The organism is Streptomyces sp. NPDC051822, from assembly GCF_044452745.1.
Lineage (GTDB): Bacteria > Actinomycetota > Actinomycetes > Streptomycetales > Streptomycetaceae > Streptomyces.
The window spans coordinates 1-23367 of the sequence record NZ_JBITBZ010000011.1; the positions used below are offsets into that span (position 1 = coordinate 1).

Annotated in this window: 23 protein-coding genes and 1 pseudogene; 15 read left to right on the forward strand and 9 right to left on the reverse strand. The window is 70.6% G+C overall.

Going from position 1 to position 23367, the window contains the following annotated elements; genetic code table 11:
* Positions 1 to 196 precede the first annotated feature (196 nt).
* The 3 genes from ACIA8N_RS28355 to ACIA8N_RS28365 form a co-directional block, all read right to left on the reverse strand.
* Positions 197 to 1849, reverse strand: coding sequence for a GMC oxidoreductase (locus tag ACIA8N_RS28355; protein ID WP_365787942.1), 1653 nt, complete (start codon positions 1847 to 1849; stop codon positions 197 to 199).
* 82 nt (positions 1850 to 1931) lie between these two features.
* Positions 1932 to 3368 carry an aspartate ammonia-lyase gene (locus ACIA8N_RS28360; protein ID WP_365787941.1) on the reverse strand — a complete coding sequence of 479 codons (1437 nt, stop codon included), beginning with the start codon at positions 3366 to 3368 and terminating at the stop codon, positions 1932 to 1934.
* Positions 3369 to 3717: 349 nt separating this feature from the next.
* Positions 3718 to 4839: an asparaginase gene (locus ACIA8N_RS28365; protein ID WP_365787855.1), complete on the reverse strand. Its 1122-nt coding sequence runs from the start codon at positions 4837 to 4839 to the stop codon at positions 3718 to 3720.
* Positions 4840 to 4957: 118 nt separating this feature from the next.
* Between ACIA8N_RS28365 and ACIA8N_RS28370 the strand changes: the two genes are divergently transcribed.
* The 10 genes from ACIA8N_RS28370 to ehuA all read left to right on the forward strand — a co-directional run bounded on the left by ACIA8N_RS28370 (position 4958) and on the right by ehuA (position 13235).
* The gene (locus ACIA8N_RS28370) at positions 4958 to 5425 is read left to right on the forward strand and encodes an Lrp/AsnC family transcriptional regulator (RefSeq protein WP_365787853.1); all 468 of its coding nucleotides are present in this window, start codon (positions 4958 to 4960) and stop codon (positions 5423 to 5425) included.
* 200 nt (positions 5426 to 5625) lie between these two features.
* Entirely contained in the window at positions 5626 to 6429 is an 804-nt protein-coding gene (locus tag ACIA8N_RS28375; protein ID WP_365787851.1) for an endonuclease, read from the forward strand.
* 377 nt (positions 6430 to 6806) lie between these two features.
* Entirely contained in the window at positions 6807 to 7310 is a 504-nt protein-coding gene (ectA, locus tag ACIA8N_RS28380) for a diaminobutyrate acetyltransferase (RefSeq protein ID WP_365787849.1), read from the forward strand.
* A gap of 52 nt (positions 7311 to 7362) precedes the next feature.
* On the forward strand, positions 7363 to 8652 hold the full coding sequence (gene ectB / locus ACIA8N_RS28385) for a diaminobutyrate--2-oxoglutarate transaminase (protein ID WP_399416813.1): 1290 nt from the start codon (positions 7363 to 7365) through the stop codon (positions 8650 to 8652).
* Positions 8653 to 8694: 42 nt separating this feature from the next.
* Positions 8695 to 9114: an ectoine synthase gene (locus ACIA8N_RS28390; protein WP_365787847.1), complete on the forward strand. Its 420-nt coding sequence runs from the start codon at positions 8695 to 8697 to the stop codon at positions 9112 to 9114.
* 57 nt (positions 9115 to 9171) lie between these two features.
* Positions 9172 to 10068, forward strand: a complete 897-nt coding sequence (thpD, locus tag ACIA8N_RS28395; RefSeq protein ID WP_365787845.1) for an ectoine hydroxylase — start codon at positions 9172 to 9174, stop codon at positions 10066 to 10068.
* A complete protein-coding gene (gene ehuB, locus ACIA8N_RS28400) occupies positions 10065 to 10982 on the forward strand; it encodes an ectoine/hydroxyectoine ABC transporter substrate-binding protein EhuB (protein ID WP_365787843.1) in 918 nt (305 codons plus the stop codon). The genes thpD and ehuB overlap by 4 nt, the downstream gene beginning before the upstream one ends.
* Before the next feature lie 12 nt (positions 10983 to 10994).
* Positions 10995 to 11831: an ectoine/hydroxyectoine ABC transporter permease subunit EhuC gene (gene ehuC / locus ACIA8N_RS28405; protein ID WP_365787841.1), complete on the forward strand. Its 837-nt coding sequence runs from the start codon at positions 10995 to 10997 to the stop codon at positions 11829 to 11831.
* Positions 11831 to 12466 (forward strand): ectoine/hydroxyectoine ABC transporter permease subunit EhuD, encoded by a 636-nt coding sequence (ehuD, locus tag ACIA8N_RS28410; protein ID WP_365787839.1) that lies wholly within the window; start codon positions 11831 to 11833, stop codon positions 12464 to 12466. The genes ehuC and ehuD overlap by 1 nt, the downstream gene beginning before the upstream one ends.
* The gene (gene ehuA, locus ACIA8N_RS28415; protein WP_365787837.1) at positions 12456 to 13235 is read left to right on the forward strand and encodes an ectoine/hydroxyectoine ABC transporter ATP-binding protein EhuA; all 780 of its coding nucleotides are present in this window, start codon (positions 12456 to 12458) and stop codon (positions 13233 to 13235) included. Before ehuD ends, ehuA begins: the two co-directional genes overlap by 11 nt.
* Positions 13236 to 13318: 83 nt before the next feature.
* Here ehuA and ACIA8N_RS28420 read toward each other — a convergent pair whose 3' ends face one another.
* Positions 13319 to 14167, reverse strand: a complete 849-nt coding sequence (locus ACIA8N_RS28420) for an RNA polymerase sigma factor SigF (RefSeq protein WP_365787512.1) — start codon at positions 14165 to 14167, stop codon at positions 13319 to 13321.
* A 202-nt stretch (positions 14168 to 14369) separates the two neighbouring features.
* On the opposite strand from ACIA8N_RS28420, the gene ACIA8N_RS28425 reads away from it, so the two are divergent.
* On the forward strand, positions 14370 to 14816 hold the full coding sequence (locus ACIA8N_RS28425; RefSeq protein WP_365787510.1) for an ATP-binding protein: 447 nt from the start codon (positions 14370 to 14372) through the stop codon (positions 14814 to 14816).
* Here the strand turns inward: ACIA8N_RS28425 and ACIA8N_RS28430 are convergent.
* Complete coding sequence (locus ACIA8N_RS28430) at positions 14804 to 15370, reverse strand: HPP family protein (protein ID WP_365787508.1); 567 nt, start codon at positions 15368 to 15370, stop codon at positions 14804 to 14806. The two genes, ACIA8N_RS28425 and ACIA8N_RS28430, sit on opposite strands and share 13 nt — an antisense overlap.
* A gap of 329 nt (positions 15371 to 15699) precedes the next feature.
* Here ACIA8N_RS28430 and ACIA8N_RS28435 point away from each other — a divergent pair.
* Positions 15700 to 16013, forward strand: a pseudogene (locus ACIA8N_RS28435) (flavodoxin family protein); the annotation flags it as partial.
* An 88-nt stretch (positions 16014 to 16101) separates the two neighbouring features.
* Here the strand turns inward: ACIA8N_RS28435 and ACIA8N_RS28440 are convergent.
* Positions 16102 to 17358 (reverse strand): MFS transporter, encoded by a 1257-nt coding sequence (locus ACIA8N_RS28440; protein WP_365787506.1) that lies wholly within the window; start codon positions 17356 to 17358, stop codon positions 16102 to 16104.
* A gap of 138 nt (positions 17359 to 17496) precedes the next feature.
* Between ACIA8N_RS28440 and ACIA8N_RS28445 the strand changes: the two genes are divergently transcribed.
* Positions 17497 to 18378 carry a winged helix-turn-helix transcriptional regulator gene (locus tag ACIA8N_RS28445; RefSeq protein ID WP_365787504.1) on the forward strand — a complete coding sequence of 294 codons (882 nt, stop codon included), beginning with the start codon at positions 17497 to 17499 and terminating at the stop codon, positions 18376 to 18378.
* A gap of 744 nt (positions 18379 to 19122) precedes the next feature.
* On the forward strand, positions 19123 to 20052 hold the full coding sequence (locus ACIA8N_RS28450) for a hypothetical protein (RefSeq protein ID WP_365787502.1): 930 nt from the start codon (positions 19123 to 19125) through the stop codon (positions 20050 to 20052).
* 612 nt (positions 20053 to 20664) lie between these two features.
* Here the strand turns inward: ACIA8N_RS28450 and ACIA8N_RS28455 are convergent.
* Complete coding sequence (locus ACIA8N_RS28455) at positions 20665 to 21033, reverse strand: hypothetical protein (protein ID WP_365787500.1); 369 nt, start codon at positions 21031 to 21033, stop codon at positions 20665 to 20667.
* Positions 21034 to 21587: 554 nt separating this feature from the next.
* On the reverse strand, positions 21588 to 21728 hold the full coding sequence (locus ACIA8N_RS28460; RefSeq protein WP_365787498.1) for a pirin: 141 nt from the start codon (positions 21726 to 21728) through the stop codon (positions 21588 to 21590).
* 306 nt (positions 21729 to 22034) lie between these two features.
* On the opposite strand from ACIA8N_RS28460, the gene ACIA8N_RS28465 reads away from it, so the two are divergent.
* Positions 22035 to 22751 (forward strand): flavodoxin family protein, encoded by a 717-nt coding sequence (locus ACIA8N_RS28465; RefSeq protein WP_365787496.1) that lies wholly within the window; start codon positions 22035 to 22037, stop codon positions 22749 to 22751.
* A gap of 126 nt (positions 22752 to 22877) precedes the next feature.
* Here the strand turns inward: ACIA8N_RS28465 and ACIA8N_RS28470 are convergent, their stop codons facing one another.
* The gene (locus tag ACIA8N_RS28470; RefSeq protein ID WP_365787494.1) at positions 22878 to 23333 is read right to left on the reverse strand and encodes a hypothetical protein; all 456 of its coding nucleotides are present in this window, start codon (positions 23331 to 23333) and stop codon (positions 22878 to 22880) included.
* Positions 23334 to 23367 lie beyond the last annotated feature (34 nt).

The following is a 23367-nucleotide window of genomic DNA, read 5'->3' on the forward strand; positions in this document are numbered from 1 at the left end:
AGGCCGGATCAGGGAGCGGGGTCTGGTGCCGTGGATCGCAAGGCGGAGGAGGGCGCCATGGCGGAGCCATGGCAACCGACGACAACGCGGCGAGGCGCGGCACCAGACCCCGCGAGCCCGGCCTGATCGGCAAGACACCCCCTAGTCGTGTGCGGAAGGGCCGGCCGGGACACCGGCCGGCCCTTCCTTCTCGCCCTCAGAAGTCCTCGGCGACGATCCGTTCGATGTTGCGTTCGGCGAGCGCAGTGATGGTGACGAACGGGTTGACGCTGGCGTTGCCGGGGATCAGGGCGCCGTCGATGACGTACAGACCGGTGTAGCCGTGGAGCCGGCCGTGGCTGTCGGTCGCCTTGCCCAGGACCGCGCCGCCGAGCGGGTGGTACGTGAGGTGGTCGCCCCAGATCTTGTACGCGCCGAAGAGGTCGGTGCGGTAGATCGTGCCCTCCTTGGAGTTGATCTTGTCGAAGATCGTCTTGGCGGCGTCGATGGAGGTCTGCTTCCAGGCCCGGTCCCAGCTCAGGTCGACCTTGCCGGTGGCCGGGTTCCAGGTGAACTCGGCCCGGTGGGGGGTCTTGGTGATCGAGAGGTAGAAGGAGGCGTAGGTCTCGATGCCGGTGGGCAGCGGGGCGACCTCGGCGAAGGCGCCGCCCGCGTCCCAGTTGTCGATGCCGGCGGTGGGCATGGCCGACTGCAGCTTCCCGGTCGGGTCCCACATGTGGTTGGCCCGCCCGCACATGACGTTGCCGTTGTCGCCCCAGCCCTTGCCGATCTCGCCGTTGAGGGCGGGGAGCGCGCCGGTGGCCTTCAGACGGGTGAGGAGCTTGCTCGTCCCGACGCTGCCTGCGGCGAAGAAGACCTTGTCGGCGGTGACGGTCTTGCTCGCCAGGGTGACGCCCGTGGTGTCGATCTGGTCGACGGCCACCGTGTAGCCCCCGCCGGGCCTCGGGGTGACGGAGGTGACCTTGTGGAGCACCGAGACGCTGACGCGACCGGTGGCGGCGGCCTGGGCGAGGTAGGTCTTCTGGAGGGTCTTCTTGCCGTGGTTGTTGCCGTAGATGACCTCGCCGTCGAGGGCCGACTTCGGTACGGCCCCGGCGGCCTCCTGCTTCATGTACTCCCAGTCGTAGACGTTCGGGACGAACACGAAGGGGAAGCCGGACCGCTGGGCGTGCTTGCGGCCGACGCGGGCGTACTGGTAGCAGGCGGCGCTCTCCCACCAGGCCGGGTCCACGGCGGTGACGCCGAGTCCGGCGTTGGCGCGGGGGTAGTACGTGGAGTACATCTCCCCCGCGTCGACGGTGGGGAGGATGGCGGCGAAGTTCTCGCGGCGCGGTGTGACGGCCATGCCGCCGTTGACGAGGGATCCGCCGCCGACGCCCCGGCCCTGGTAGACGGTGATGCCGGCGAAGTCCTCGGCGTCGAGGATGCCGGTGTGGCGGGGGACGTCCTTGTCGAGCGGGAAGCCGAGGAAGTTGCTCAGCGGCTGCTTGGTGCGGGTCCGCAGCCAGAAGGAGCGGTAGTCGGGCGTGGTGGTGTTGGCGAAGATCTTGCCGTCGGCCCCCGGGGTGTCCCAGGCCATGCCCATCTCGACCATGTGGACGGCGACGCCCGCGCGGGCGAGGCGGAGGGCGGCGACCGAGCCGCCGTAGCCGGTGCCGATGACGAGGGCACGGACGTGCGCGCCGGCGGGGAGGGGGCTGTGCGGGATGGCGGTGAGGCCGGTGTCGGCATGGGCGGGGACGGTCTGGCCGGCGAGCGCCGCGGCGCCGAGAAGAGAACCTGTTCCCGCGAGGAACCGGCGACGGCTGACGCCGCCGGTTCCCTTTGCGGACAAGGGGTGTTCACTCATGTGATGTTCCTCACTCGTGAGCGAATGGGAACATGTTCTACTGTCGTGCGTCGGGGAAGTCACGCGAAACCGACGGGTAACTTCATCGGGCCACGGACGGCCCAGGCGCGCCGGTGAGGCGCTCGGGGGTGAGCAGCTCGGCGAGCCGGTGGGCGGGCAGCAGCCCCTTCTCCAGGGTGAGTTCGACGACTCCGCGCCCGGTGGCGAGCGCCTCCTGCGCGATGGCCGTGGCGGCGATGTAGCCGAGGTGCGGGTTGAGGGCGGTGGCCAGGCCGATGGAGTTCTCGACGGCCGCCCGGAGCGCCTCGGTGTTGGCGGTGATGCCGCTGACGCAGCGCTCGGCGAGGGTCAGGCAGGCCGCGCGCAGGGAGAGGAGGCTCTTCGACAGGGCGTGGAAGATGACCGGTTCGAAGGCGTTGAGCTGGAGCTGCCCAGCCTCGGCGGCCATGGTGATGGTGATGTCGTTGCCGATCACCTCGAAGGCGACCTGGTTGACGACCTCGGGGATCACCGGGTTGACCTTGCCGGGCATGATGCTGGAACCGGCCTGCACCGGCGGCAGGTTGATCTCGTTGAGCCCCGCGCGCGGGCCCGAGGACAGCAGCCGCAGGTCGTTGCAGGTCTTGGAGAGCTTCACCGCGATGCGCTTGAGCACTCCGGAGAGCTGCACGAAGGCGCCGCAGTCCTGGGTGGCCTCGATCAGGTTGGCGGAGGTCACGAGCGGCAGGCCGGTCAGTCCGGCGAGGTTGCGGCGGGCGGTCTCGGCGTAGCCGGGGGCGGCGTTGAGGCCGGTGCCGATGGCGGTGGCCCCGAGGTTGATCTCGTGGATGAGCTCGACGGCCTCCGCGAGCCGGCTGCGGTCCTCCTCCAGCATCACGGCGTACGTGGAGAACTCCTGGCCCAGCGTCATGGGCACCGCGTCCTGGAGCTGGGTGCGGCCCATCTTCACGACCTCGCGGAACTCCAGCGCCTTGGCGGCGAAGGCGTCCTGGAGCACGGCCATCGCCTTCAGGAGTTCGCGGGCCGCCCCGATGGCCGCGATGCGGATCGCGGTCGGGTAGACGTCGTTCGTCGACTGGCCGAGGTTGACGTCCTCGTTGGGGTGGAGGCGGCCGTAGTCGCCCTTGGCGTGGCCGAGGAGCTCCAGGGCGCGGTTGGCGACGACCTCGTTGGCGTTCATGTTGGTGGACGTGCCGGCGCCGCCCTGGATCACGTCGACGACGAACTGGTCGTGGAGGCGCCCCGTACGGATCTCCCGGCAGGCACCGGCGATGGCGTCGGCCTTGTCGGCGGGGAGCAGGCCGAGTTCCTCGTTGGCGCGGGCCGCGGCCTCCTTGACGGCGGCGAGCGCGTCGATGAGCAGCGGGTAGACGGAGATCGGCGTACCGGTGACGGTGAAGTTCTCGGTGGCGCGCAGGGTGTGGACGCCCCAGTAGGCGTCGGCGGGGACGTCCCGGTCACCGAGCAGATCGTGCTCGCGGCGGACGGGAGCGGGGTGCGGGGCCGGGGCGGGAAGCATGAATGCGGTCCTTGGGGAGGGGAGGGGAGGGTGCGTGCCGTACGAGAGAAGGTCGGTGCCGTGGGCACGGCGAGGCGGCCGGGCGGCGGGGCCGTACGGCAGTCGGGGTGCCCGGGCGGTGTGGCCAGGAAAGTGACCGGGCGGTGTGGCCAGGAAATGGTGACCGGTCGATGTGACCGGGAGTTGTCACCAGGCGGTGTGACCGCGTGGAAGTACTCGCTCGGTCCCGGGAAACCGCGGGAAGGGGTTGGCTCCGGCTCGCGGGCGGGCGGGAGGGCGCCGCCCGCGAGCCGGGGTTCTGGGGTGCGCCGGGACGGGCCTGCCCGGCCGTGGCCCGGCTGGACCGGCGCTACGCGCGGGCGGCGACCGCCGAGGCCGAGCGGGAGCCGCCGGTGGCGAGGGCCGGCTCCACGCGGACCGGTCCTTCGAGGAGGCGGCGCAGGAGGGCCGTGCTCCGGGCCGGGTCGCCCGTAACCGCGCCGCCCTCGGCAAGGAGCGTGGCGAGGACGGCTATCCGGGCCTGGGCGGCACGCAGGGTGCCGGTCAGCAGCGCCCCGGCGGCGACGAGGTCGACGGCTCCGCCGCCGGTGTAGATCTCGGCGAGCGGCCCGGCGGGCACGCGGGTGCTCACGGCGACGAGGACGCCCTGGGCGACGGCGTCGGCCACGGCGGCGGCGATCTCGGGGGTCGCGTTGCCCGCGCCGGTGGCTTCGAGGACGATGCCGCGGGCGCCGGCGGCGACGGCCGCGTTCAGCAGGAACGGGTCGCCGTCGGAGTGGTGGGTGACGATGTCGACCCGGGGCAGCACGACGGCGTCGGGGCCGGTGGCACCGGGGACCGCCGTGTGCGCGGCGGCGGGGAGCGGCAGCGGCATGGGGCGCTCCGGCTGCCGTTCGATGTCGACGCGGGAGAAGCCGACGCGGCCGAGGCGCTCGGCGGAGGGGTCGGAGAAGGCGTCGGCGGCGAGCGTCTGGCTCTTGACGGTGCCGCGGGCCGCGTGGACGCGGCCGTCGAAGACGACGAGGACGCCGAGGTCGCTGACGGTGGCGGCGACCTGGAGCGCGTCGTACATGTTGCCGGGGCCGTCACCGTCGCCGGTGCCGAAGGGGCGCTGGGCGCCGGTGAGGACCACCGGGCGGACGTCGGTGTGGTGCAGGTCCAGGAGGAAGGCGGTCTCCTCCAGGGTGTCGGTGCCGTGGGTGATCACGATGCCGTCGACGCCGGGGTCGGCGAGGGTCTCGTGGACGGTGCGCAGGAGCGTCAGCTGATGGGCCGCGGTCATGCGCGAGCTGTTGACGTTGAACAGGTCGACGACCTCGACGGTGACGCCCTCGGGGAGGGGGGCGGTGGCCAGGACGTCGCTGCCGGAGGCGTCGGCCGCGTAGCCGGTGCCCTGCCAGCGGCTCGCGATCGTGCCGCCGGTGCTGATGACGACGATCCGGCGCGCTCCCCCGTCGTTCGTCCGCTTCATGCCTGCCGTCCTTACTCCGTACCCAGATCTCCCTGCCCGGCAACGATAGGGCAGGAGGCGCGCAAGACGATTGCGAAATCGGCTGAGGAAATGTTTCTTCGTGGTAGATAATTGCGCCATGGACCGAATCGATCTGCATATCTTGCGCGAGCTTCAGGAAGACGGGCGCCTGAGCAACCAGGAGCTGGCCCAGCGGGTGGGGCTCAGTCCGTCCCCCTGCCTGCGGCGGGTGCGCCAGCTGGAGCAGGACGGGGTGATCCAGGGCTACCGGGCGATCATCGACCCGGAGGCGGTGGGCCGCGGGTTCGAGGTCCTGGTCTCGGTGGAGGTGCGTCGGGACCGGGAGACGGTGGAGGCCTTCGAGGCGGCGCTCCAGGACGTGCCGGACGTCATCGAGGCGTACCGCCTGTTCGGGAGCCCCGGGTGCCTGCTCCGGATCGCGGTGGCCGACCTCGCGGCGTACGAGCGGCTGTGGATCGAGCGTCTGACGACGCTGGCCGGGGTCACCGAGGTCAACTCGCAGATCATCATGAAGCGGATCAAGGAGCCGAAGGGGATGCCGGTGGGCGGGGCCCGGGGCGCCTGAGCCCGCCTTCGGACCAGCCTCGGGCTCCGCCCGTTGGCTCCATATGCGAGAACGTCACGGAACAGCCTCCTCCCCGTTACATGACAGGTACCTGACGTGTGCCACCCTCCCGGTGACACGAAGTCAACACGCGTAGACAGCGGGATCCTTGAGCCGGCTCCCGCCGCCCCGCGCGTACCGTCCCCGGGAAAGGGCCCCCCATGTCCGTTGTGCGGATCGGCAGATGGAAGGTGTGGGCGGCGGCCGTCGCCGCGACCCTCGTCGGCATCACGCTCCCCGCGGTCACCGCGACTCCCGCGAGCGCCACGACCACCGCGTACGACAGCACGTACTACAAGAACGCGATAGGCAAGACCGGCACGAGCCTGAAGTCCTCGCTGCACACGATCATCAGCAGCCAGAGCAAGATCTCGTACGACGCGGTCTGGAACGCCCTCAAGGTCACCGACCAGGACCCCAACAACACCGCCAACGTGGTCCTGCTGTACAGCGGCGTCTCGCGCAGCAAGTCCCTCAACGGCGGCGACGTGGGCGACTGGAACCGCGAGCACGTGTGGGCGCAGTCCCACGGCAGCTTCGGCACCTCGGCCGGCCCCGGCACCGACCTGCACCACCTGCGCGCCTGCGACGTCCAGGTCAACAGCATCCGCGGCAACAAGGACTGGGACTTCGGCGGCAGCGCGGTCAGCGGCGCGACCGGCAGCTACACCGACTCCAACTCCTTCGAACCGCGCAACGCCGACAAGGGCGACGTGGCCCGGATGATCCTCTACATGGCCGTCCGGTACGAGGGTGACGACGCCTGGGCCGACCTGGAGCCCAACGAGTCGACGTCCAACGGCAGCGTCCCCTGGCACGGCCGCCTCTCGATCCTGAAGCAGTGGAACCAGCAGGACCCGCCGAGCGCCTTCGAGGAACGCCGTAACGACATCATCTACGGCACCTACCAGGGCAACCGGAACCCGTTCATCGACCACCCCGAGTGGGTCGAGGCGATCTGGTAGTCCTCACACCCGCACGACCGCACCACCGCACCACCGCACCACCGCACCACCGCAGGACCGAACGGAGCCGGGCCGGGCTCGCAGCACCCGGCCCGGCTCCGGCGCGTTCGGAGGGCCTCTACGCCTGACCGCTCCCACCGCCTTCAAACGTGAAATCGCAGATCTTCTCACGCTCTTCGCGTGCACGACGGGCCACCCATCAGGAGTTATCCACCCGTTATAAACGGTCATTTCACCCCCTTTCGTCACCCTTTGTCATGCGGCGAAGCCTGCATTCCCGGCACCGAGGCCGTCGGCGCACCTATCACGATCACCATGTGCCGGACAAGGGTCCAGCCCCAGGAAGTTCCGAGATCCACTCGGTAGCTTCGGCGCCCATGACCACAGCCCTGACGACACTCCCGACGATCGCGGACGGCGCCGACCTCTGGCGGATCGCCCGTGGCTCGGGGGAACTCGACCTCAACTCCCCGTACAGCTATCTGCTGTGGTGCCGCGACTTCGCCGACACGACCGCCGTCGCCCGTGACCCCTCCGGACGCCCGATCGGCTTCGTCACCGGCTATCTGCGCCCCGACGCGCCGGGGACGCTCTTCGTCTGGCAGGTCGCCGTCGAGGGTTCGCACCGCGGAAGCGGGGTAGCCGGGGCCCTGCTCGACGCCCTGTCCGCACGCGTGGCCGCCGAGCACGGAGTCAGCCGTGTCGAGGCCACCGTCACCCCCGGGAACCTCGCGTCCGACCGGCTGTTCCGGTCCTACGCGCGTCGACACGGCGCGGACCTGACGCAGGAGGTGCTGTTCCCCTCGGCCACGTTCCCCTCCTCGGGGCACGAGTCCGAGGTGCTGTACAGCATCGGCCCCCTCGGTGCCCCGGCGTCCTGAGCCCTCGTCCGCGCCCACCACGCACCCGAACCACCTCTGGAGAAGAGACTTCGTGACCCTGATCGACATCGCCGCCCCCACCGCCCTCGGGACCCCCTCCGTCTTCGAGACCCTGGAGTCGGAGGTCCGCAGCTACTGCCGCGCCTGGCCCGTCGTCTTCGAACGCGCCACCGGCAGCAGGCTGTACGACGAGCAGGGGCGTCCGTACCTCGACTTCTTCGCCGGCGCGGGCTCGCTCAACTACGGCCACAACAACCCCGCGCTCAAGCGGGCGCTGCTCGACTACCTCGCCGACGACGGGGTCACCCACGGCCTCGACATGTCGACGACCGCGAAACGCGACTTCCTCGAGACCTTCCACGAGACGGTCCTCGAACCCCGCTCGCTGCCCTACAAGGTGATGTTCCCCGGCCCCACCGGCACCAACGCCGTGGAAGCCGCCCTGAAACTCGCCCGCAAGGTCACCGGGCGCCAGACCGTCGTGTCCTTCACCAACGCCTTCCACGGGATGTCGCTCGGCTCGCTCGCGGTCACCGGCAACGCCGCCAAGCGCGCCGGCGCGGGCGTCCCGCTGCACCACGCGATCCGGATGCCCTTCGACGACTACCTCGACGGACAGCTCACCGACTTCCTCTGGTTCGAGCGGCTCCTCGACGACGCGGGCTCCGGCCTCGACCACCCCGCGGCCGTGATCGTCGAGACCGTCCAGGGCGAGGGCGGCATCAACGTCGCGCGGGCCGCGTGGCTGCGCGGGCTCGCGGACCTGTGCCGCCGGCACGACATGCTCCTCATCGTCGACGACATCCAGATGGGCTGCGGACGCACCGGCGACTTCTTCTCCTTCGAGGAGGCGGGCATCACGCCCGACATCGTCACCCTGTCCAAGTCCATCAGCGGCTACGGCCTGCCCATGGCCCTCTGCCTGTTCCGGCCGGAGCTCGACGTGTGGCAGCCCGGTGAGCACAACGGCACCTTCCGCGGCAACAACCCGGCCTTCGTCACCGCCACGGCCGCCCTGGACGCGTACTGGCGCGACGGCGTCCTGCGCGAGCGCACCCTGGGCCGGGCCGACCGGGTGGAGAGCGCCCTCCTCGACCTGTGCGCGGACGACGGGCGCATGGGCCTGGCGGTCCGCGGCCGTGGCCTCGTGTGGGGCCTGGAGTTCGCCGACGGGGAGCGCGCGGAGGCCGTGTGCCGGCGCGCCTTCGAGACCGGTCTGCTCGTGGAGACCTCGGGTCCGAACGGCGAGGTGGTCAAGCTGCTGCCGCCGCTGACGGCGACGGACGACGAGCTCGACGAGGGGCTCGGCATCCTGGCCCGTTCCGTCCGCCACACCGCCTGAGCCACCGCCCCCCTTTCCACCCGGATCCGAAAGGCAACACCCATGATCGTCCGTACCTTCGACGAGCTCGAGAACACCGAGCGGCACGTGAGGGCCGCCTCGGGCACCTGGGAGAGCAAGCGGATCGTCCTGGCCCGTGAGCGGGTCGGCTTCTCCCTCCACGAGACGGTCCTGTACGCCGGCACCGAGACCTCCATGTGGTACGCGCACCACGTCGAGGCCGTGGTCTGCACGGCCGGCGAGGCCGAGCTCACCGACCTGGAGACGGGCAGGACCTACACGATCGTGCCCGGAACGATGTACCTCCTCGACGGACACGAGCGCCACACCCTCAGGGTCAAGCAGGACTTCCGCTGCCTGTGCGTCTTCAACCCGCCCGTCACGGGCCGCGAGGACCACGACGAGAACGGCGTCTACCCCCTGCTGACCGAGCCCGACGGGCCCGTCGGGCACGACGCCTGAAGCACGGCACACCACCGGACGAACGCACCCGTACGAGAAAGGAAGGCACGCTCCCTCATGGCCTCCGCACCCACCCGTCCCGTCGACCTCTACCCCACCCGTGGCTCCGAGGAGGAGCTGATCGGCCGCAAGGACCCCGTCGTGTGGTCCGAGCCCGGCACGGCGGGCCCCTTCTGGGCCCGTGAACTGGAGGAGTACGACCGCGACGGCTTCGTCACGGTGGACGAGATCGTCACCGCCGAAGAGGTCGACACGCTCCGGGCGGAACTGGACCGGCTCGTCTCCGACCCGGCCATGCGGGCGGACGAGCGGGCGGTCGTCGAACCCCGCTCCCAGGAGATCCGTTCCCTCTTCGAGGTCCACCGGATCAGCGAGGTCTTCGGCCGGCTGGCCGAGGATCCGCGGATCGTGGGGCGCGCCCGCCAGATCCTCGGCTCGGACGTCTACGTCCACCAGTCGCGGGTCAACGTCAAGCCCGGCTTCGGCGCCAGCGGCTTCTACTGGCACTCCGACTTCGAGACCTGGCACGCCGAGGACGGTCTGCCGAGGATGCGGACGGTGTCGGTGTCGATCGCGCTCACCCCGAACCACACCACCAACGGCAGTCTGATGATCATGCCGGGCTCGCATCGCACGTTCCTGGGCTGCGCGGGGGCCACGCCGGAGGACAACTACAAGAAGTCGCTCCGGATGCAGGACGCCGGCACGCCGTCCCACGAGGCGCTCACCACGTTCGCCGACGCCTGCGGCATCCGCCACTTCACGGGCCCGGCGGGCTCGGCCACCTGGTTCGACTGCAACGCCCTGCACGGCTCGGGCGACAACATCACCCCGTACCCCCGGAGCAACGTGTTCCTCGTCTTCAACAGCGTGGAGAACCAGCCCGAGGCGCCCTTCGCCGCCCCGGTCCGGCGGCCGTCCTTCGTCGCCGCGCGCCCGTGGGACAGCGCATGACCGGTCAGGCAGCGTTCGGCAGGCGCCGCTTCATGAGCCGGACGGCGCTCCTCGGCGGACTCGCGCTCACGGCGGGCCCGCTGGCCGCGTGCACCCGCACCCAGGCCGGGACGGGGGCGCCCGGGGACGACGGCGCGCTCCTGGCGCGCCTGCGGAAGCAGGGCTTCGTACGGGTCGGGTTCGCCGGTGAGGCGCCGTACGGGTTCCAGGACGGCGCCGAACTCGCCGGCGAGGCCCCGACGCTGCACCGCGAGGTCTTCACGGCGCTCGGCGTGCGCGAGCTGCGCCCGACGCTGACCGAGTTCGGCGCGCTGATCCCCGGGCTCCTCGCGGACCGGTTCGACGTCGTGAGCGCGGGCATGTCGATCACGCCCGAGCGCTGCGCCAAGGTGATCTTCTCCGAGCCGGAGTTCGTCTCCCCCACCGCCCTGATGGTCCGCAAGGGCAATCCGAAGGGGGTGAGCGACCTGCGGTCCTGCGCCGCGAAGGGCGCCACCGTAGGAGTGCTGACCGCCGCGGTCGAGACGTCCTACGCCAAGGCGGCGGGCGTCCCCGACGGTTCGGTGAAGGCGCTGGCCAAGCAGCAGGACGGCCTCGACGCCCTCCTCGCGGGCCGGATCGACGCCTTCGCCCTGACCGCCATCTCGCTGCGCTGGCTGGCCAGGACGAACCGGGGCGCCGCGGTGGAGGTGACCGAGGCCTTCGTCCCCGAGATCGACGGCAAGCGCCGGCTCGGCGCGGGCGCCGCCGTGTTCCGGCCCGGGGCGACCGGTCTGCGGGACGCCTTCAACAAGGAGCTCGTGAAGATAACCGGCGCCCCCGACCGGTTCGTCGGGCTCATCGGGCGCTACGGCTTCACCGAGCGCGAGGTACCGCCCCGTTCGCTGCGGACGGCCGACCTGTGCGCCGGCTGAGGGGCGGCCCCGGTGACTGACTTCCTCACCGAGCTGCGCCGCGCGCTGCCCCGGCTCGCCGAGGGGCTCCTCGTCACGGTGGAGGCGACGGTGCTCGGGGCCGCGCTCGCCCTGCTCCTCGCGTACACCCTGGGACTGCTGTCCCGCTCCGCGCGCCGGCCGGTGCGCGGAGCGGCGCGGGTCGTCGTGGAGTTCTTCCGGGGGACCTCGCTGTACGTGCAGCTCTTCTGGCTGTTCTTCGCGCTGCCGATGGTCGGGTTCCGGCTCGAACCGCTGGCCTGCGCCGTGCTCGCGCTCGGTCTCAACTTCGGGGCGTACGGCTCCGAGGTCGTGCGGGGCGCGGTGGCGGCGGTGCCCCGGGCCCAGACCGAGGCGGCCGTCGCGCTCGGCATGGGGCCGGTGCTGCGCCTGCGGCGGGTCGTCCTGCCGCAGGCGCACGCCCTGATGGTCGCGCCGTTCAAGAACCTGCTGATCCAGCTCCTGAAGGCGACGCCGCTGCTCTCCCTGGTCACGGTCCCCGACCTCACCTTCCAGATCGACCAGTTGCGCTCGGCGACGGGCGCGACGGCGGCCTCGTACCTGCTGCTCCTGGGGGTCTACTTCGGCATGGCCGTCGTATTGAGCCTGCTGATGAACGCCTTGGAGCGGGCTGCGAGGGCCCGTCTTTCGGATCAGGTCGGATCAGGGAGCGGCGGCCGGCGCCGTGGATCGCAAGGCGGAGGAGGGAGTCATGGCGGAGCCATGGCGAGGGACGACAACGCGGCGAGGCGCGGCGCCGGCCGCCGCGAGCCCGACATGATCCGGAAGACGGGCCCTGAGGCCCGTCTCGGGCAGGAAAGGACCGTGTGATGTGGGACGGGGAGGCGGCTTGGGCCGCTCTGCCGGTCGTCCTGGAGGGGTTCGGCGTCACCCTGGTCGCGACCGTGCTGGCGTTCGCCGTCGCGATGGTGCTCGGTCTCGCGCTCGCCCTCGTGCAGCGGGCCGGTCCGCGGTGGCTGGCGCTGCCGTTGCGCGGGGCGGCCGGGTTCGTCCGGTCGACGCCGCTCCTGGTGCAGTTGTTCGCGGCCTGGGTGCTGGTGCCGGGGCTCGACGCGCCGACGCTCGGGGTCCTGGTCCTCGGCGTGCACTACGCCACGTACCTCTCCGAGGTGTACCGGACGGGCATCGACTCCGTACCCCGGGCGCAGTGGGAGGCCTGCACGGCGCTGTCGCTGCCGCGCCGGCGGGTGTGGCGGGCGGTGGTGCTGCCGCAGGCCGTCCGCAACGTGCTGCCGCCCCTGGGCAACTACGCGGTCTCCATGTTCAAGGAGACGCCGCTGCTCTCGGTGATCACGGTGCAGGAGATGGTCCACGAGGCGAACACCTTCGGCAGCACCCACTTCGCCTATCTGGAGAGCTTCACCCTGGCCGCCGCCGTCTTCCTGCTGGCGAGCTGGCCGACGTCCGTGCTGATACGACGACTGGAGGCACGCCTTGCCCACTGAGGACCTGGCGGTCCGCTTCGACCGCGTCACGAAGCGGTACGGGGACCAGACCGTGCTCGACGGCCTCGATCTGGAGGTGGCCCGCGGTGAACGCGTGACGCTGATCGGTCCGAGCGGGTCGGGGAAGACCACGATCCTGCGGCTCCTGATGACGCTGGAGCGGGTGACCGACGGCGTCATCCACGTGGCCGGGCAGCCCTTCTCCCACATGCCGGGCCGCGCGGGCGGGAAGCTGGTGCCGGCGAGCGAGCGTCATCTGGCGGCGCGGCGGCGCCGGATCGGCATGGTCTTCCAGCAGTTCAACCTGTTCCCGCACATGAGCGTCCTGGAGAACGTGGTGGAGGCGCCGGTCCACGTCCTGGGCGAGAGCCGGGACGAGGCCGGGCGCAGGGCCCGGGAGCTGCTCGACCTGGTGGGGCTCGCCGGCAAGGTCGACGCCAAGCCGACGCGGCTCTCCGGCGGCCAGCAGCAGCGGGTGGCCATCGCCCGCGCGCTCGCGATGCGGCCCGAGATCCTGCTCCTGGACGAGGTGACGTCCGCGCTGGACCCGGAGCTGGTGGCGGAGGTGCTCGACGTGCTGCGGGACGTCGCCCACCGGACCGACATCACCCTGCTGTGCGTGACGCACGAGATGGGCTTCGCGCGGGACGTCTCGGACCGGATCCTGATGTTCGACCGGGGCCGGGTCGTCGAGTCGGGACCGGCCGCCGAGCTGCTCGACTCGCCCGCCGAGGAGCGCACCCGCGCGTTCCTCGGTTCGGTCCGCTGAGATCCACCGAGTGAGCGCTGAGCGGGGGCGCACGACCCGGCGACCGGGCCGTGCGCCCCCGCTCAGCGCTCACTCAGCCGTGGTCAGCCGTCGGTCCCGGCGACGGCCATGCCGTCCCGCAGGCGGTTCAGGCTCCGCGCGAGCAGTCGTGAGACGTGCATCTGGGAGACGCCGAGGCGCTCGCCGATCTGGGTCTGCGTCATCTCCTCGACGAAGCGGAGGTGCAGCAGGAGGCGGTCGCGCTCGTCGAGGGCCTCCACGAGCGGGGCGAGGGTGTGGAAGTCCTCGAAGAGTTCGAGGGCCGGGTCGTCCTGGCCGATGACGTCGGCCAGGGCCGCGTCGTCCTCGTCGCTGTCACCGCCGGTGACGGGGGCGTCGAGGGACGTCGTGTTGTAGCCGTTGGCGGCCACCTGTGCCTCGATCACCTCCTCCTCGGACAGGTCCATGACGGGGGCGAGCTCCGCGACCCTCGGGGCCCTGCCGAGCTGCGAGCTGAGTTCGTCGGTCGCCTTCGCCAGCTCGACCCGCGCCTCCTGGAGGCGGCGCGGAACGTGCACCGCCCAGGTGGCGTCACGGAAGAACCGCTTGATCTCGCCCAGGATGTACGGCACGGCGAAGGTGGCGAACTCCACCTCGCGCGACAGGTCGAAGCGGTCGATCGCCTTGATCAGACCGACCATGCCGACCTGGACGATGTCCTCCATCTCGTCGCCGCGCGCGCGGAACCGCCTCGCCGCGTACCGCACCAGCGTCATGTTCATCTCGATCAGCGTGTTCCGGACGTACTGGTGCTCCTCCGTCCCCTCCTCCCGCGCCGCCAGTTCGCGGAAGAACACCTTGGACAGCGCACGCGCGTCGTGAGGTGGCAGCTCGTGTGGGGCTTCGAGAACGGGCAGGTCCTCACACGTACCGTCGGTCACGTACGTCGTCATCGCCTCGGCCGGCTCGATCCGCACGGGACAACCTCCTCCTGCTCAGGGTCCGTTCAGCGGTCCCGGTTCTCGTACCCCCGCATTCCCGGGGCACTCCACCGCCGTGTCAAGCACCTTCCACGGCGCGGGAACGCATCACTCCGGCTCGAACGGGCAGGCGAAAAAGGGCACCTGTTGACGAATCAGGAAGAAGGGGACTGTGATGAACACCCGGAGCGGTACCCGGTCCCGGGCGGCCGGCACGACCTCGCGCGGCGGCGCAGGGGGCGGGGGATCGTCCCCGGTCCGGACGCCGGCGCAGGCACGGCAGCTCCTCCGGCACACGCTCGCGGCTCTCGGCCCCGCGCGGCCTGCGCAGGTCGACGACCTGCTCCTCGTCACCTCGGAACTGGTGACGAACGCGCTCCGCCACGGTGGCGGGATCGCCGCCTTCGGGATCGGCGTCGGGAGCGACCGTGTGACGGTGTCCGTGTCCGACACCAGCGGGGAGGCGCCGCTCTACGAGCTGCGTGACGAGCTGCGGGCGGGCGGCTACGGCTGGCCGATCGTGCTGCGCCTGTGCCGTGAGGTGACCGTGGACCGCCACCCCGGCGGCAAGACCATCCACGCGACGGTGACGCTCGACCGCCGCCCCGTTCACCACCAGTAGGCGGGGTACCTCGGTGCTCCGCGCCGGACGCGGGACGCGGCGAAGGCGGTCAGGACGAGCAGGATCGTGGACCCGAACAGCAGCGGCACGAACCTGCCCGGTTCGGGCGCCTGGAGGACGATGACGACGGCGGTCGCGCAGGCGGGCGAGTGCGGGGTCCTGGCAAACGTCGTCAGGGCGAGAGTGAGACCGGCGGCGAGCGCGGCGGCCCACGCGCTGCCGTGCGCGGCGGCCCCCACCGCGTAGCCCGCGGCGGCGCCGAGGAGGTGTCCGACGACCACGCTCCTGGGCTGGGCGAGCGGGAGCGCGGGCGCGCAGTGCACGAGGGCGGCGCTGGCGGCGAGCGGCGGTATCAGTACGGGCTCGTGGAGGGCGGCGCCGATGGCGACGAGCCCGAGGAGGGCGGCCGTGGCGGCACTGACGTTGTGGACGGCGGCGGCGGGCGTGGGCCGGGCCGGTGCCCGGCCGCTGATCCTGGACCTGCGGGGACGCCGGACCTCGGGGATGCCGGTGGTCGGAGCGGGTTCGGGGCGCTGGGCGGTGTCGGTGTCCATGTGGCGGGGTGTTTCCGGGGCAGGCGGCCGTGTGGCCGGACGAGGGCGGAGAGCGGGCGGGCTCGGGCACGGGGTGTCCGGCGGCCTTGAGCCGTCGGCGCTCCCCTGGTCGTACGGGACCCTGTGGTCGACAGCCGGCCCGGTCTCTCGCCCGAACCGGGTGCGGCGGCGCGGGCTCCCACCACTCTAACCAGGGCGTTTCCGGCGCTGCGGGGCGGGGGCTCATACGTTCGGCCGCTCCGGGTGACCCGGGGGCCGGGGCACGGGGGTGAGCGGGCTGGGGACGGTCCCCTTGAGGGCACGCCACCGTTCGCGAGGAGAGTCCGTCGATGGCCGCGCCCGCACTACCCCCTCACCGGTACGACGATCTCAGCGCGCTCTCTCTGAACTGCACGCTCAAGCGTTCCCCCGAGGGCAGCGACACCGAGGGCTCGTCGAACGGAGCCGGGCCGTCATGGAGGGGCGGGGTGTGGCGACCTCGCTCGTGCGGCCCGTCGAGCTCGACTTCGCGACCGGGGCGTGGCCGCGGCCTGTCTGGCTGGGAGACGACTCGCATGGCCAGTACGCGTACTACGGTCGCGTGGGCGGCTGTCTGATCTCCGGCAACGAAGGCGGCACCAAGCACTGTGCGATACCAGCGCTCCAGGTGCGACGCCGACACCCGCGGACCGTACGCCGTCGCCGGAACGCGCACGTGGTCAGCAATCTGACGGTGCCGTGGCTCCAGGGCGTCAGATGAGGTCGCGATGGCGGCCCACCTTGGTGGAGAAGAGGTAGAGCGGGGGCAGGAGGGCACCGGCGCAGACGGTCCAGAGCGCGGTGTGGGCGCCGACGTGGGTGGCGAGGAGGCCGGCGGTGAGGGCGCCGAGCGGCAGCGCACCCCAGGAGACGAAGCGGACCGTGGCCATCACGCGGGACAGCAGTTCCGGGGGCGACTGCGTCTGCCGGTAGGTGCGGGTGGTGATCGAGCCGATGACGGTGCCGAAGGCGAAGCCGGCGTTGCCCAGGGCGAACCAGTACGCGTCCCCCGCCGACGTGGTCAGCGGGGCGAGCAGGAGCAGCGCGCCGCCGGCCAGATCGGCCACGATGACGCCCCGCGCGGTGCCGATGCGCGTGGTCACGCGCACCGCGACGGCGGCGCCGGCGAGCGCGCCGACCCCGTCCATGGCGAGGACGAGACCGAGCTGCACGGAGTCGAGGCCGGCCACGCGGACCAGGTAGAGGGGGGTGAGGGCGACGAGGGCCGCGTTGAGGAAGTTGGCGGCGGTCGCCCAGATCATGCAGGGGCGCATGACCGGGTGCTTGGTGACGTACCGCCACCCCTCGCGCATCAGCCGCAGCGCGCTCTCGCTGGTGCGGGGCGCGGGGCGGCTCTCGGGGAGGGTGCGCAGGAGCACGGCGGAGGCCAGGTAGCTGGCGGCGTCCACGACGAGCGCGCCGACCGGGCCTGTCGCGCCGATCAGGACGCCGCCGAGGGAGGGGCCGCCGGTGTCGGTGACGGCGTGCGTGCCCGACATGACGCTGTTACGGGCGGCCAGCTGCTGGGCCGGGACGACGGCGGGCAGGAAGGTCGAGTTGCCGATGTCGAACAGCACGGTCGCCGAGCCGGTGACGAGCGCCGCGAACAGCAGGTGCGGATACGTGAGCGTACCGATCCACCAGGCGAGCGGCAGCGATCCGAGCGCCGCGAACCGTACGAGGTCGAGCGTGACCTGGAGTCGGCGCAGCGGCACGCGCTGCGCGAGGACGCCCGCCGGGAGGCTGAGCAGCAGCCACGAGACCTGCCCGGCGGCGACGAGCAGGGCGACCTCGAAGGCGGTGGTGTCGAGGACGGTGAGGGCGACGAGCGGAAGGGCGAGGGCGGTGACGGCGGTGCCCGCGCCGCTGACGGTGGCGGCGGCCCAGAAGCGCCAGAAGACGCCCAGCGATGCGGTCTCCCGTTCGTCGTCGCGCCGGTCGTGTTCCTGGATCGCTTGTGTTCCGCTCATACGGCGCCCACCCCCGGGTCTTGTTAGTCTCTTTTGGGAACTCACTCGTTCCAGGTCAGTTTCTATCCGGAACCGACCTCGTGGCGCAAGATGGTCCCGACGAGCGGCCGCCGTGCGCGCAGAAGTGGAGACGCAGTGATGAGGTCGGTTCCCGAGCGGGACGCCGCCTGCGCGATCGCGCAGGCCGCGTCGGTGGTCGGCGACTGGTGGAGCCTGCTCCTGATCCGGGAGACCGCCCGGGGGCACCACAGGTTCGACGCGCTCCAGGAGGAGCTGGGCATCTCCCGGAAGGTGCTCACCGAGCGCCTGGCGCACCTGGTGGAGACGGGGGTGCTGGAGAAGGTCCCGTACCAGAAGCGGCCGACGCGGCACGAGTACCGGCTGACCGAGAGCGGCCGGGGGCTGCTGCCGGTCCTGCTGTCGATGCAGGACTGGGCCGACCGCTGGCTCCTCGGCGACGGCTCGCTCAGCGGCACCGCCGACGAGACGAGCGCGGAGGCACGGCGCGTCGCGGACCTGACGGGCCGGCGACTGCCGCGCCTGCGGCTGCCCGGTCACCGGGACGGCGCGCCGGTCGACCCGGTGGCCGGCGGCGTGGCCACCGTCCTGTTCTGCTATCCGGCGACCGGGAGCCCCAGCCCCCTGCCGGAGGGCTGGTCAGGCATCCCCGGCACCGTCGGCTGCACGCTGGAGAACCGGCTCTTTCGGGACGCCTACGAGGACTTCCGCGCCGCGGGCGCGGAAGTGCACGGCGTCAGCACCCAACGCCCCGACGAACAGCGCGTGTTCGCGAATCAGGAAGGCATCCCCTTCACTCTCCTCTCCGACGTCGACCTCCGCCTCGCCGCCGCCCTGCGCCTGCCTACCTTCCGAGCCGGGCAACTGCTGCGACTGAAACGGACCGTGCTGGTCATCGACCGTGACGGCACGGTGCGGCACGCGCGGTTCCCGGTGACGGACATCCCGGCAGCGGTGAGCGAGGCGCTGGCCGAGGTACGGCGCCTGGCCGCAGAGGACTGATACGTGCGGGATCAGCGCAAGAAGGATCTGGTGGAGGACCTGCTCGACGGTGACCGGCCTCCCCGGCAGGTTAGCGAGGCGATCGACAGGTTGAACGGCCGGACGGCCGAGGCCCGCACGAAGGTCGCCCAGTGTCGCCCTCCCCGCCGAGGGCGCGGGCGCACTTCGCGCCCTTCTGGAGCCCTCGCGCGGTGAGCTGGTAGCCCGTACTCGCTCCCGGCCAATCCGTGGACCCCTACGTCTTCTGGCGCTCCTCAAAGCTCACGGCGATTCCTCCTCGTCAGCGAGTCGGGGTGGTCGGCCTATGCCCACAGGGAGTTCCTGCCGGAACTGATCCGAGGACTGCCGTGCACCCTCGACTTGGCGAGGCAGGGGTCCCTGGCGACTTGGGCACGGAAGCTACCCTCCAGACGACTCCGCGCCTCGGGTGGACACGCTCTGTCAGGGATACGGAACGGCCGAGCTCGGCGGCCTTGCGTGGATCGGCACGCTGCGGATCAGATGCACGTTGGTGCAGATCCTCCGCGCGCCCGGGGCCGAGTACGGGCTGACGCCCTACGAGACGCTGCCATCCCTGCAGCCCATGGGGGAACCAGACGAGCCGATCGACTGGCCGCTCCCTGCTGCGATTCCACGCGAGGCTGATGACGGCCCTGGCGCTTGCCGAAGGTCTCGACGTCAATCTCACGCCCCTGTAGGTCAAATCGATCGCACCTGTCCTACAAGCAACGCTACCGTCCTCGCATGGACGAATCCCTCTCCTTCGAAAGTTTCCTGAACGGCGCCAAGAAGGTTGCCCACAGGGCGATGGATGACCACGGTCGAGGCGACTACGGCGAGTTCGCGCTTCATGCCGGAGTTGCCATCGAGCTGCTGTGCAAGGCAGTCCTTGTTTCGAAGAACCCGATTTACATCGCTGAGATGAAGGGCAGCGCCGAGATGCTCTTCCATCTTGGCGGGCACCACACCGCGAACAAGGTCCGCACGATCGGCGCCTCAGAGGCCATAGCCCGCCTGCGCACCCTGGGGATCCTCCCGGTTGACCGTCAGCTGGACCTCCTCATCGATCTCCGTAACGGTGTCGCTCACGCGGCGTCCGGCGATCAGGGCAAGGCGCTGCTCTCAACACTTGCAGCAACCGTCGCGACTCTCCATGAAGAAATGGGTCACCCCCTGAAGCCCTTCTGGGAACGGTGGACTGAACCGGCGCGCGTGGCGATCGACCAGGCTGCATCCAAGGTGCACCGAGATGTACGAGTCCGCATCAGCCAGGCGCTCCACAGGTTCAACGATCGTTTCGAGGGTCTTCCTGAGCAGGCCAGAGACCTCGTCCTGCGGGCTCCGATGACCCCGTACGACGAGCAGCTCCCCGTCACACGCGATGATGGCCGAAGGGTTGTCCTACGGCTTGCAGGAACCGAGTGTCCCGCGTGCACGAGCAAGGCATCGGTCTTCTTCGACGAGCAGGCTGAATCACCCAACGCGCTCTTGATGGTTCCCCGGTCCCTGAAATGCTTCACATGTGGGCTGACCCTGGACACCGTCGAAGAGATCCATGCATCCGGTGCACGCGTCAAGCCGTTGATGTTCCCCTCTCGGGAGTACGTCGCGGTCGAGTTCGGAGAAACACACCAGGGCGGACACCCCGAGCCCCGGCCCGAGCAGGGGTTTTGAGAGGCTGGAGCTGTCGAGCTACCGCGATGAAGCCTCCGACCACGACAGCGGCAATCACACCAATCGCTCCCGGCTTCTGGCCGGCCCCGAGCTTGTTCAAAGCGTCAGTCGCACGCCGCAGCAGAGGCTTTTGCTCCACGTCGTCTTCTGGCGGTCGCCCGGATGACAATTCGGGCGACCGCGGCCGCGATTCGCAGCCCGCAGAGCGTCCTGGTGCGAGCAGCAGGGCTCCCGATCCAACGTGCCGCCCGCCGTGGACGACCTACCGAACAGAGTGACCGCCAGCGGCGCCTCGGCGGCGCACCCCCTCTCCCGGCGGCGGAAGTGGGACAAGGTGCTCCTCGTCGTCATCGGCCTCGTCTTCCTGTGGGACATCGCCCCCGAGTACGTCCGCTCGCCGTCTCGGCGGCCGCACCTTGCAAGGCGACTCAACGGCCCGTCGCTGGCGGTGCCGGGGGCTTACCCCCGCCGTCCTGTTCCCCCGGTGAACAGGACGGTCCTTGCACAATCGGGCAGGGATAGATCTTGGTGCTTCACGGCTTCGCGCCAGTGGTCTGTGCCCCGGCGGCTGCCGCGACCGCTTTCCGGCGGCCGTCTGAGCGGTGCCCGCGGTCAGTCGCTGGTGCTGGTGCCGGCTTCCTTGCGCTTCGCGAGCTGCGAGGCACCCACCAGCGCCACACCAATCAGCACTGCCGTCCAGGCGTGCTGTGCGAGCCCGTACACCCCGATGATCAGCCCGATCACCAGCAGCACGGTGTGCAGGGGCGGGCCGTCTTTCTCCGCCTCCGGCTTTTCAGCCGGCGACCTCAGCGCATCGAGCTCCCCCACGATCTCCTTGATGCGTTCGTCCGCATACCGGTGGCCTGGGCTTTCCGGCACGTCGCTGAGGGCCGCGAGCATCGACGAGAACTTCACCAGCTCGGCTTCCAGCTCCGCGATCCGCTTCGCCGCCAGTGCGGCCTTCGCGTCCTCCTCGGGCACGAGTTCCCCTCCTTCTGCTGCCCTGATCTGTCGCATCAACAGGCAGCAGTACAAGGGTAGATGCGGAAGTCCGACCGCCACGCGGGCACTGTGTAATCACCGCATCCGCCGTGCGGATCAGGCCGAAATCGCTTGATCCTTCGGCCGGGAGAGCCGGTTGCCGGTGTGGCCGGCGACGACCGAGTCGGCGCCGAGGACAGCGGTCACCGTGGTGCGCAGCTCGGCTCCGAGGCGCTGAGACTCGGGCCCCTGGGGAACGGAGCACCACAGCTGTGGTCGCGGCGGGCCGCGTCCACCGTGTGGCCTGTTCCCGGTCCCACATCTCCGGGGTTGTTCGTGCTGTGTGACGGTGAAGAGGGTGTCGCTGGAGCCGCCGAGGAAGCGCGCCGGCCGAAGTGATGCGCGTGCCTCCGTGCCTTCGTCAAGCATGTCGCAGGTGACGGTCGCGGACATCTCGTAGGGGCGGTCGTACTGGTCGCGGGTGAAGCTGAACCTGCCGCCCTCGGCGAGGTCCGAAGCCCCGACTCCCCTTCGGCCGCGCAGCAAACCCCGAGTCAGCGCACCCGACCCCGCGCCTTCAGCTGGGTCGCCGGGACCTCCGGTGCGGCCAGCCGGTCGCCCTCGTAGCCCTTGACGTCACCGGAGCGGTCCGTCGTCATCCAGGCCTCGCGGATTTCCTCGTCCGTGCGGCGCACGAGGTTCCACCACAACGCGGAAGTCGCGTTGCCGATCTCATGGGTGAACCGCCGGCCAGAGCCGCGGGTCAGTTGGGTGCCAGGAGTGCTCCACCGATCTGAGTCGGAGACGCCTGTCATCGGTGCGGGCCACGCGGGTGATCGGGGGTGGACTTCGCTGCCGTTGGCGCGGCGTTCGGTCGTTCCGCTCGACGAGGCGAGACAGTGGACGGGATTTTCGGCCGGACCAACCCGGAGGCCCATCGACGTCGGCAGCCGGCGTGGTGGTTCGTCCTGCCGCCCACTCGTTCGCAAGGGAATGCATCGATGACCGACGCCGGCTCGTCCTACCGTGATCTCCGCGCGCTGGTGATCAACTGCACCCTCAAGCGGTCGCCGGAGCGCAGCCACACTCAGGGGCTGATCGACATCAGCACCGGCATCATGGAGCGCCAGGGGGTCGAGGTCGAGGTGCTGCGGGCGGTGGACATCGACCTCGCGACCGGTGTGTGGCCGGACATGACCGAGCATGGGTGGGAGACCGACGAGTGGCCCGTCATCTACTCGAAGGTGATGGCCGCGGACATCCTCACCTTGGCCGGACCTGTGTGGCTGGGAGACAACTCCTCAGTCATGAAGAAGGTGATCGAGCGCCTGTACGCCTGCTCGTCGATCCTGAACGAGCGCGGTCAGTACGCCTACTACGGGCGCGTGGGCGGCTGCCTGATCACCGGCAACGAGGACGGCGCCAAGCACTGCGCGATGAACATCCTCTACAGCCTCCAGCACCTCGGGTACGTCATTCCGCCGCAGGCCGACGCGGGCTGGGTCGGCCCGGCCGGCCCGGGACCGTCCTACCTCGACCCCGGCTCGGGCGGGCCGGACAACGACTTCACCAACCGCAACACCACCTTCATGACCTGGAACCAGCTCCACCTGGCACGGATACTCAAGGACGCGGGCGGGATCCCCGCGTACGGCAACCAGCGCTCCGAGTGGGACGCCGGCTGCCGCTTCGACTTCGAGAACCCGGAGCACCGTTGAGTGCGGGTCAGGGACGGAGGTAAGAACGTCCCACGTGCCGCATGCGAGACCGCGAGGCCCCCCACCTGTCGTGGCAGGGGGCCTCGTCCGGTAGCGGCGCGGGCGGGGTTGCCGCCCTTCGCGGGCTCAACGGCTCTTGTACATCGTGACCGTGAAGCTGACCTTCTTACCGTTGTGATAGTCGGTGCTGTCCCACACCGAGATCTGAGACCTGTCCTTCATCCGCAGGTGCAGCACCTCATCGGCGTTGTTCCAGTTGTATCCGACGAACTGGAAGTTCGGCTCGGGGCTGTCTCCCATTCTCCTGTTTCCCCAGCTGCAGATACGCGACGAGTCGTGCTCGCAGACGGACCAGGCTCTGGCGTACAGGTGGCAGTCCTGTCCCTGCCATACGTCGATACGCTTCAGCCTCGCGTCGGACGAGCGCCACTTTCCGTTGAACGGGCTGGCGGAACACAATGCGGCTGCTTCTTTCGTCGAGGTGACGGTGAGCACCACCGAGAGGGAGAGCGTCAGGGCGGCCGTCAGGAGCACGGCCATGATCTGGCGTAGTGGAACGCGGGCAGAAGAGACCTGTGCCATCGTGAACCTCCGGTAGCGGGTCGCAGCGCGGGAC